Raw genomic sequence first — 8,557 nt, forward strand, 5'->3', positions numbered from 1 at the left:
AGCTCGCGCACCGACGACACCCCGAGCAGGGTCATCGCCACCCGTAGCTCCTCGGTGATCAGCTGCAGCACCCGAGCCACGCCGGGCTGCCCGCCCGCCATCAGCCCGTAGAGGTAGGCCCGGCCGATCAGGACGAAGTCCGCCCCGGCGCACAGCGCGATGGCCACGTCGGTGCCGGACATGATCCCCGAGTCGAGCATGATCTCCACGTCGGGTCCGACCGCCTCCCGGATGGCCGGCAGGGCGTGCAGGCTGGCCGGTGCGCGCTCGAGCTGACGACCGCCGTGGTTGGACACGACGAGCCCGTCGGCGCCGGCATCGAGGCACTCGCGGGCGGCGTCGGGCCGTAGCACGCCCTTGACGAAGAGCCGGCCCGGCCACACCGTGCGCAGCCAGCGCAGGTCGTCCATCGACAGGGTGGGGTCGAACATCGAGTTGACCAGCTCGGCCAGGGCGTGCGAGGTGCCGCTCAGCGAGGCGAAGGTGAGCGGGTCGGTGGTCAGGAAGTCGAACCACCACGCCGGGTGGACCGACGCGTCGACGACGGCTCGCGCGGTCAGCCGCGGCGGGACCGTCATCCCGTTGCGCACGTCACGCAGCCGCTGCCCGGCCACCGCGGTGTCGACGGTCACCAGCAGCGTGTCGTAGCCGCCGGCGGCGGCCCGCTCGACGAGGCGCCGGGACGCGTCCCGGTCCTTCCACAGGTAGAGCTGGAACCACCGGCGGGCATTGGGCGCGGCCGCGGCGACCTCCTCGAGCGAGCGGGTGCCCATCGTGGACAGCGTGAACGGCAGGCCGGCCGCCTCGGCGGCTCGCACGCCGGCGATCTCGCCCTCGGCACGCATCATCCGGGTGAACCCGGTGGGGGCGATCCCCAGCGGGGCCGCTGCGGGGCCGCCGGCGATGCTCGTGGACAGGTCGACGCTGGTCAGCCCCGGCAGCGCGGTCGGCAGCAGCTCCACCCGGTCGAACGCCTCCCGGTTGCGGCGCATCGTCAGCTCCTGGCCCGCCGCTCCGTCGACGTAGTCGAAGGCGGCGGTGGGGGTGCGCCGGCGGGCCAGCCGGCGCAGGTCCCACACGTCGGCGGCACGGGCCAGCCGGCGCGCGCGCCGGTCCAGGCTCGGCAGCTCGACCTTGACCAGCGGTCGCAGCTCGGACCACTGCGGCATCCCTCGGCGCATGTTCGGCGCCTCCTCCCTCGTCGTGCCACTCGTGGCAACCGTCCCGGTCACTGGGCCACCTCCGCGGCGGGCGCCGCGCCCCAGCGTTGCGCGGTCAGCACGGCCCCGGCCGACAGCAGACAGCAGACCGCCAGGTACCCGGCGGCGAGGTAGATCTGCCCTCCGGCGGCCTGGATCAGCGCCAGGGCGATCAGCGGCGTGAGGCCGGCGACGAGCGCCCCGTTGAGCTCGCGGGCGACCGCGATGCCGCTGAACCTGGCCTTGGTCGGGAACAGCTCGACCAGGAACGCGCCCTGGGAGCCGGAGGTGCACGCGATGACGGCGGCATACCCGATCGCGATGGCGATCGTGGCGTTCACGACGCTGCCGCTGCGTAGTGCCATGAACAGCGGGTAGGCGAAGACGGCGCCGGCGAGGCTGCCCGCGGCCAGCACCCGACCGGCACCGAAGCGGTCCGAGGCCATGCCGCCGAGCGGAGTGGTCACGACGCCGAAGATCGAGCCGATGGTGACGGCGAGCAGCGCGGCCGGCCGCGACATGCCGACGGAGTCGCTCGTCATGAAGGCGATCGCGAACGCGGCCATGATGTAGTTCAGCGCGTTGTGCCCCGTGATGGACAGGAAGCCGAGCAGCACGTGGCGGCTGCTGGTGCGGAACAGCTCGACCAGGGGCAGCTTCTCGCGCTCGGCCCGCTCGGCGGCCCGCTCCGCCGCGCGGCGGTACTCGGGGGTCTCGTTCAGCCGGTTGCGGATGTAGAGGGCCACCAGGAAGAGGGCGGCCGAGACCAGGAAGGGCAGGCGCCAGGCCCACGACAGCAGCGCGCCCTCGGGCAGGCTCGCCGCGGCGAAGAAGGCTCCGGTGGCCAGCACGATGCCGGCCGGCGGCGCGGAGAGCACCAGCGAAGTGAAGAAGCCGCGGCGCGCGGGTGGCGCGTACTCCGCGACGAGGGTCATCGCCCCGGCCAGCTCGGCGCCCGCGCCGAAGCCCTGCACGCAGCGGAACAGCACGAGCAGGATCGCCGCCCACACGCCGATGGTCGACGCCGTCGGCAGCAGCCCTATCGCGACGGTCGCACCGCCCATGAGCACGATCGAGAGGATCATCGCCGGCTTGCGGCCGAACCGGTCGCCGATGTGGCCGATGACCACCCCGCCGAGGGGCCGCACGACGAACCCGACGGCGAAGGTCGCGAACGCGGCCAGCGCAGCGGCCGAGGAGACCACGTCGGGGAAGAACAGCGGCCCGATCACGACTCCCGCGGCGGCACCGTACAGGGCGTAGTCGTACCACTCGATGACGGTGCCCACGACGGCGGCCACGACCGCGCGGCCCAGTCCGGTCGAGCCGGCCTCGGCCTGCGTGGTCGGCGGCGGGTCGGAACCGGCTGTCGTGCTCAAGACGGTCTCCTCGGGTGGCGTGGGGAGGACATTCCGAACATGTCTACCGCTTGGGTCCGACAGGCGCCAGAGCGTATGCCGCCCAGCCCGCAGGTCGCGCGCGGTCACTCTGCGCGTGGCGCAGGCCACTGCGGGAAGCGGCTCCGGGCGGGCCCGTGCCGATGCCGATGCCGGTGATGCGGACGTGCCGGATCACGAGGTGCGCTCCGCGTGGCTGACCCGGGTCAGGGCCAGCAGCGCGTCGATGTCGACGTGCTCCTCCAGAGCGTCGGCGAGCACGTCGAGCATGTGCTCGCGCCGCGCGGCGAACCCGGCGGCCTGCGGGTCCGGCCGCCAGCCCGAGCCGGCCGCCCGGGCGATCCCGGCCAGCCAGGCGCGGCGGAACCCGTCGTTCTCGAAGGCGCCGTGCCACATGGTGCCCCAGACCTGGCCGACCTGCCAGCCGTCGAGGAAGGGGACCGGGCCGGGGGATGCCCCGTCGACGGAGGTTGAGGCCACGCCGGGATGGCCGGTTGCGCAGCCGGCCGCGCCGACGAGCCGGGCCCGTCCGTGGTGGATCTCGTAGGCCTGCACGCGGTGACCCTGCCAGGACCCCTGCGGTCGGCCGAGGGTCTTGGCCGCGGCGAACTCGACCCGGACCGGCAGCAGCCCGAGCCCCGGCACGAGGCCCGCCCCCGTCTCGAGGTCGTCGGCGATCTGCGTCGCGAGCATCTGGTAGCCCCCGCAGATCCCCAGCACCGGGCGCCCCTGCTCGGCGCGGGCGAGCACCACCTCGGCCAGCCCGCGCGCCCGGAGCCAGGCGAGGTCGGTGACGGTCGCCCGGGACCCCGGCAGGACGACCAGGTCGGCGAGCTCGAGCGCCGCCGGGTCGACGGTGACCAGCACGTCGACCCCGGGTTCGGCGGCGATCGCGTCCACGTCCGTGGCGTTGGAGATCCGGGGCGACCGGACCACCGCCACGGTGAGCCGGTCGGCGCGGGTGCGCGCGGCCGCGGCCCCGGCGCGCCACGGGCCCACGCCGAGCGTGTCCTCGCTGTCGAGCCACACGTCGAGCAGCCACGGGACCACGCCGTGGCAGGGCATCCCGGTGCGTGCGCTGATCTCGTCCAGGCCGGGGCGCAGCAGGTCGGGGTCGCCGCGGAACTTGTTGACGACGAAGCCTTTCAGCAGCGCGCGGTCCTCCCGGTCCAGCAGCGCCCAGGTGCCGTACAGCGCGGCCAGCACGCCGCCCCGGTCGATGTCCCCGACCACGACGACCGGCAGGCCGAAGCGTCGCGCCAACCCCAGGTTCACGTAGTCGCCCTGCCGCAGGTTGATCTCGGCCGGCGATCCGGCGCCCTCGCACACCACCAGGTCGTAGGCCTCGGCCAGCTCGGTGTATGCCGCGAAGGCGGCTTGCGCCAGGTGGGCCCGCCCGGCGGCATACTCGCCCGCCTCGAGCACCCCGTCCGGACGGCCCCGCACGACCACGAATGACCGGCGGTCGCTGCCGGGCTTGAGCAGGACCGGGTTCATCGCCGTCGTGGCGGTCACCCCGGCTGCCTGCGCCTGCAGGTACTGCGCCCGCCCGATCTCGCCGCCGTCGGCGCACACCATCGAGTTGTTCGACATGTTCTGCGCCTTGAACGGGGCCACCCGCAGCCCGCGGCGGGCCAACGCCCGGCAGAGCCCGGCGACGATCACGGACTTGCCGGCGTCCGAGGACGTGCCGGCCACGAGGATCCCGGATGCGGCCACCGCGCCATCCTGCCCGGCCCGCGCCGGAGGGGGCCACGCGCCACCGTGGTCACCGGCCGGGGCGTGACCCGGAGGGGCGCCCGCGGACTCGACCACCCGGACGGCCGCTCGCGGATCCTGGTCAGAGGAAGTAGAGCCGGGAGAGCGGCACGCTCGAGGCCGGCTCGCACCATACCCGCTCGCCCTCCAGCCGCGTGGTGCCGTCGGGGGCGACCTCCACGTGGGCGGCCGGCCTGGTGCGGTTCATCGCCGCGAGGGTCAGCCCGCGGGTGCCGCGGACGGCCACGCGGCGCCGGCGCGTCGGGAGGGCGTCGGCGCCCGCGTCGCGGGTCGAGCCGGCCACGAAGGCGACCGCGAGCTCGGCGGGGGCCAGGCCGTGCCCGCCGAACTGCGGGCCGAGCACCAGCGGCTGCGCCCGGTCGATGGCCGCGTTGGGGTCGCCGGTGACGCCCCAGGCGGGGAAGCCGGCCTTGAGCACGAGCTGCGGGGCGGCCCCGAACCAGGCCGGCTGCCACAGCACCAGATCGGCGAGCCTGCCCACCTGCAGGCTGCCGACCTCGTGCGAGAGCCCGTGCGCCACGGCCGGGTTGATCGTCAGCTTGGCCAGGTAGCGCAGCACCCGCTCGTTGTCGTGCGGCGTCTCCGCTCCCCGGGCCCGCTTCATCAGCCCGGCCAGCGCGAAGGTGCGCCGCACCGTCTCGCCGGCCCGGCCCATGCCCTGTGCGTCGGAGGAGGTGATCGGGATGACGCCCAGGTCGTGCAGCACGTTCTCCGCGCCCATCGTGCGGGCCCGGATCCGGTCCCGGGTGATGGCGATGTCGGACGGCACGTCGGGGGACAGGCCGTGCACGTCCATGATCATGCCGAAGTGCTCCTCGACCGCGTCGCGGCCGAAGGGCAGGGTCGGGTTGGTCGAGGAGCCGATGACGTTGGGCACGCCGGCCAGGCTGAGCACGTCCGGGGTGTGGCCGCCGCCGCAGCCCTCGACGTGGAACGCGTGCACGGTCCGCCCGTCGAGCACGGCGAGGGTGTCGGCCACGCAGAGGCTCTCGTTGAGCCCGTCGGTGTGCACCGCCACCTGCACGTCGTGCTCCTCGGCAACCCGCAGCGCGGTGTCCAGCGCCCGGGCGTGCGCGCCGATGTCCTCGTGCACCTTGAAGCCGCACGCGCCGCCCTCGACGAGCGCCTCGACCAGCGGCGCCGGGTGCGAGGAGGACCCACGGGCGAGGAAGCCGATGTTGACCGGCCACGCGTCGAACGCGCCGAACGCGGTGTGCAGCGCCCACGGGGAGTTGACCCCGACTCCCCAGACCGGCCCGAACTCCTGGCCGATGATGGTGGTGACGCCCGAGGCCAGCGAGGCCTCCATGACCCGCGGGCTGAGCAGGTGCACGTGCGTGTCGATCGCCCCGGGCGTGGCGATCAGCCCCTCGCCGCTGACGATGGTGGTGCCGGTCCCGACGACCACCTCCACCCCGTCGAGGGTGTGCGGGTTGCCGGCCCGCCCGATCGCGCTGATCCGCCCGGCCCGGATCCCGATCGAGGTCTTGCGCACCCCGAGCACGGGGTCGAGCACCAGCGCGTTGGTGACCACGACGTCGCAGGTCTCGCGCACCGAGGCCGCCTGCAGGTGCATCCCGTCGCGGGCGGTGCGCGCGAACCCGGTCAGCAGCTCGTCGCCGGGCTGCTGCGAGTCGTGCTCGACCTGCACGACCAGGCCGGTGTCGCCCAGGGCGACCCGGTCACCGGTGGTCGGCCCGTATGCCGCATGGCTGCGGTGCGTCATCGCGGCTCACCTGGCGAGCGGGGTGGGGTCGGCTCAACCGTCTCGTTCGGGTGACCCGCCGCGCCCGCCCGGCCCGGCGTCTCCGGCTCGCCGTGGTCGTCCGCCGCGTCGGCGCCCAGGTAGCCGCAGGCCCGGGCCCGGGCCAGCCCCGCCTGCCTGGCCCCGGGGGCGTCGAGCGGGCCGTCGACCAGGCCCGCGAACCCGACCATGACCCGCTCCCCGCCGAACGGCACCAGCGGGACCGTGACCGGCACGCCGGGGTCGAAGCGCTGCACCGTGCCGGCCGGTACGGCCAGGTGGCGCCCCCACGCGGCGGCGCGGTCGAAGCGCAGCCGCGGGTTGACCTCGAAGAAGTGGAAGTGCGAGCTGACGCTGATCGGGACCGGCGACTCGTTCACGACGACCACCTGCACGACCTCGGCCGGTGGCCGAGGCGGGGCCGGTGCCTCCTCGACGTGGCCGGGCGCCAGCGCCGACTCCGAAGGCGGGCCGAACGGCTCGGGCACGATGGCCAGCCGGGTTCCGTCCGCGAAGCCGGCCTCCACCTCGACCTGGCGCACCACGTCGGCGACGCCGGGCAGGACGTCGGCCTCGCCCAGCACCGCGCCGCCGGCCGCGACCGCGTCCGCGAGGCGGGCCCCGTCGCGGGCCGCCTCGCACACCGTGTCGGCCACGAGCGCGACGGCCTCGGGGACGTTCAGCCGCAGCCCGCGGGCACGGCGGGACCGGGCGAGCTCGGCGGCGGTGAACAGCACGAGCCGGTCGCGTTCCTGCGGGGTCAGGTGCATGCGCTCCTCCCGGGTCGGCACACGATGCGGGTCGTCGTAGCGAACCACGCGGGTGCCCGTTGCGGCAATCGGCCCGTCGCGCGCCGGCGCCCGGCCGGGTCGCGAAGGGAGAAGACGGCGCCGGTCGTGCCCTGCTGTGCTCGGTCGCACCGCGCCGGAAAAGGCGGCGCGCATCTGACGGTTCGCCGCACGCGGGGGCGCTGAGCGGCATACCCTTGTCTGTTGTGGAGCCGGGTGCTCCTCGGATGTCTGCCTCTGCAAGGGAGAGCCGCCATGCCCCGTCAGTCGCCGTCCCGTCACCCGCTCGGCTGCATCCTGCCGCCGGACCTGCTCGTGGTGCTCGCCCGCAACGCCGACCCGGACACGCGGGACGCGCTGTTGAGCACCTTCCAGCTCGACACGACCTTCCGCACGGGCCGGGCCGAGGTCGCCGCACGCACGATAGCGCCGCGTGAGGCGCTCGCGCCGCGCGCCGGCGCCGGCAACCCGATCCGCCGGATCTACGACCAGAAGCACTCGACGGCGATGGAGCCGGGGACGCTGGTGCGGGCCGAGGGCGCCGGCCCGGCGTCGGACGTGTCGGTCAACCAGGCGTACGACAACTTCGGTTACACCTACCAGCTGTTCTGGGAGGAGTTCCACCGCGACTCGATCGACGGTCAGGGCTTGGCGATCGAGGGGCTGGTCCACTTCGGGACGAGCTACGACAACGCCTTCTGGGACGGCGAGGGCCACATGTTCTTCGGCGACGGCGACGGCCAGATGCTGACCGACACCACCAAGGGGATCGACGTCGTCGGGCACGAGCTGACCCACGGGGTGACCCAGCACGAGGCCAACCTCACCTACAGCCGTCAGTCCGGGGCGCTGAACGAGTCGGTCTCGGACGTGTTCGGCTCGCTGGTCAAGCAGTACCACCTGGGGCAGACCGCCGATCAGGCCGACTGGCTCATCGGCGCCGACATCGTCGGGCCGCAGCTGGCGCCGGCGCTGCGCTCGATGAAGGCGCCGGGGACGGCCAACTCGTACGACAAGCAGCCGGCCACGATGGACGACTACGTGCGTACCACCGCGGACAACGGTGGGGTGCACACCAACTCGGGCATCCCCAACCACGCCTTCTACGTGATCGCCACGACGATCGGCGGGAACGCGTGGGAGGCGCCCGGGCAGATCTGGTACGACACGCTGGCCGACTCGCGGCTTCGGCCCGGCTCGACCTTCGCGCGGTTCGCCGGCCTGACGCTGCGCAACGCCAAGGCCCGCTACGGCTCGTCGAGTACCGAGGCGGCCGCGGTGAAGGCCGGCTGGGAGGCCGTGAAGGTGCGCGTCCGCTGACGGCGGTCGCTTCGGAGACAGGGGCTGATGGGCGCCGCTCGCTGGCCGGTGTCGTATGCCGCCGTGCTGGCGGCGGTGCTGACGCTGAGCGCGTGCTCGAGCGGGGATCCAGAGCCGCCGCAGACGACAGGCTAGACGAGTGTGGTCACGTCCTCGACGCCCACCCGGAGTGCCACGACGACAAGTGCGACGCCGACGACGAGCGAGGATCCGGTGCTGGCCAAGATCGCCAAGATCGCCCGGGCAGAGACGATGGCGGGGGCGTCGTCCCGGCTCTCACGTCTCCTTCCTTGGCGGCAACGCCCACGTCTGCTGCTTGGGGGTGAGGCG

The 8,557-nt window shown here is 74.1% G+C and carries 7 protein-coding genes; 1 reads left to right on the forward strand and 6 read right to left on the reverse strand.

Annotation, left to right across the window (positions count from 1 at the left end; genetic code table 11):
• The 5 genes from WMI84_RS15020 to ureA form a co-directional block, all read right to left on the reverse strand.
• Nucleotides 1-1,181: alpha-hydroxy acid oxidase (locus WMI84_RS15020; protein WP_347354562.1), on the reverse strand; the 1,181-nt coding region annotated here is incomplete at its 3' end.
• A 47-nt stretch (nucleotides 1,182-1,228) separates the two neighbouring features.
• Complete coding sequence (locus tag WMI84_RS15025; protein WP_347354550.1) at nucleotides 1,229-2,578, reverse strand: MFS transporter; 1,350 nt, start codon at nucleotides 2,576-2,578, stop codon at nucleotides 1,229-1,231.
• A 192-nt stretch (nucleotides 2,579-2,770) separates the two neighbouring features.
• Entirely contained in the window at nucleotides 2,771-4,315 is a 1,545-nt protein-coding gene (locus WMI84_RS15030) for a cobyric acid synthase (RefSeq protein WP_347354552.1), read from the reverse strand.
• A gap of 121 nt (nucleotides 4,316-4,436) precedes the next feature.
• The gene (locus WMI84_RS15035; RefSeq protein WP_347354554.1) at nucleotides 4,437-6,101 is read right to left on the reverse strand and encodes an urease subunit alpha; all 1,665 of its coding nucleotides are present in this window, start codon (nucleotides 6,099-6,101) and stop codon (nucleotides 4,437-4,439) included.
• On the reverse strand, nucleotides 6,098-6,889 hold the full coding sequence (gene ureA / locus WMI84_RS15040) for an urease subunit gamma (protein WP_347354556.1): 792 nt from the start codon (nucleotides 6,887-6,889) through the stop codon (nucleotides 6,098-6,100). Before ureA ends, WMI84_RS15035 begins: the two co-directional genes overlap by 4 nt.
• A 273-nt stretch (nucleotides 6,890-7,162) precedes the next feature.
• Between ureA and WMI84_RS15045 the strand changes: the two genes are divergently transcribed.
• Complete coding sequence (locus WMI84_RS15045) at nucleotides 7,163-8,227, forward strand: M4 family metallopeptidase (protein WP_347354558.1); 1,065 nt, start codon at nucleotides 7,163-7,165, stop codon at nucleotides 8,225-8,227.
• A 131-nt stretch (nucleotides 8,228-8,358) separates the two neighbouring features.
• Here the strand turns inward: WMI84_RS15045 and WMI84_RS15050 are convergent.
• A partial coding sequence (locus tag WMI84_RS15050) for a hypothetical protein (protein ID WP_347354560.1) occupies nucleotides 8,359-8,557 on the reverse strand: 199 nt, incomplete at its 5' end.

The organism is Intrasporangium sp. (assembly GCF_039812505.1).
Lineage (GTDB): Bacteria > Actinomycetota > Actinomycetes > Actinomycetales > Dermatophilaceae > Intrasporangium_A.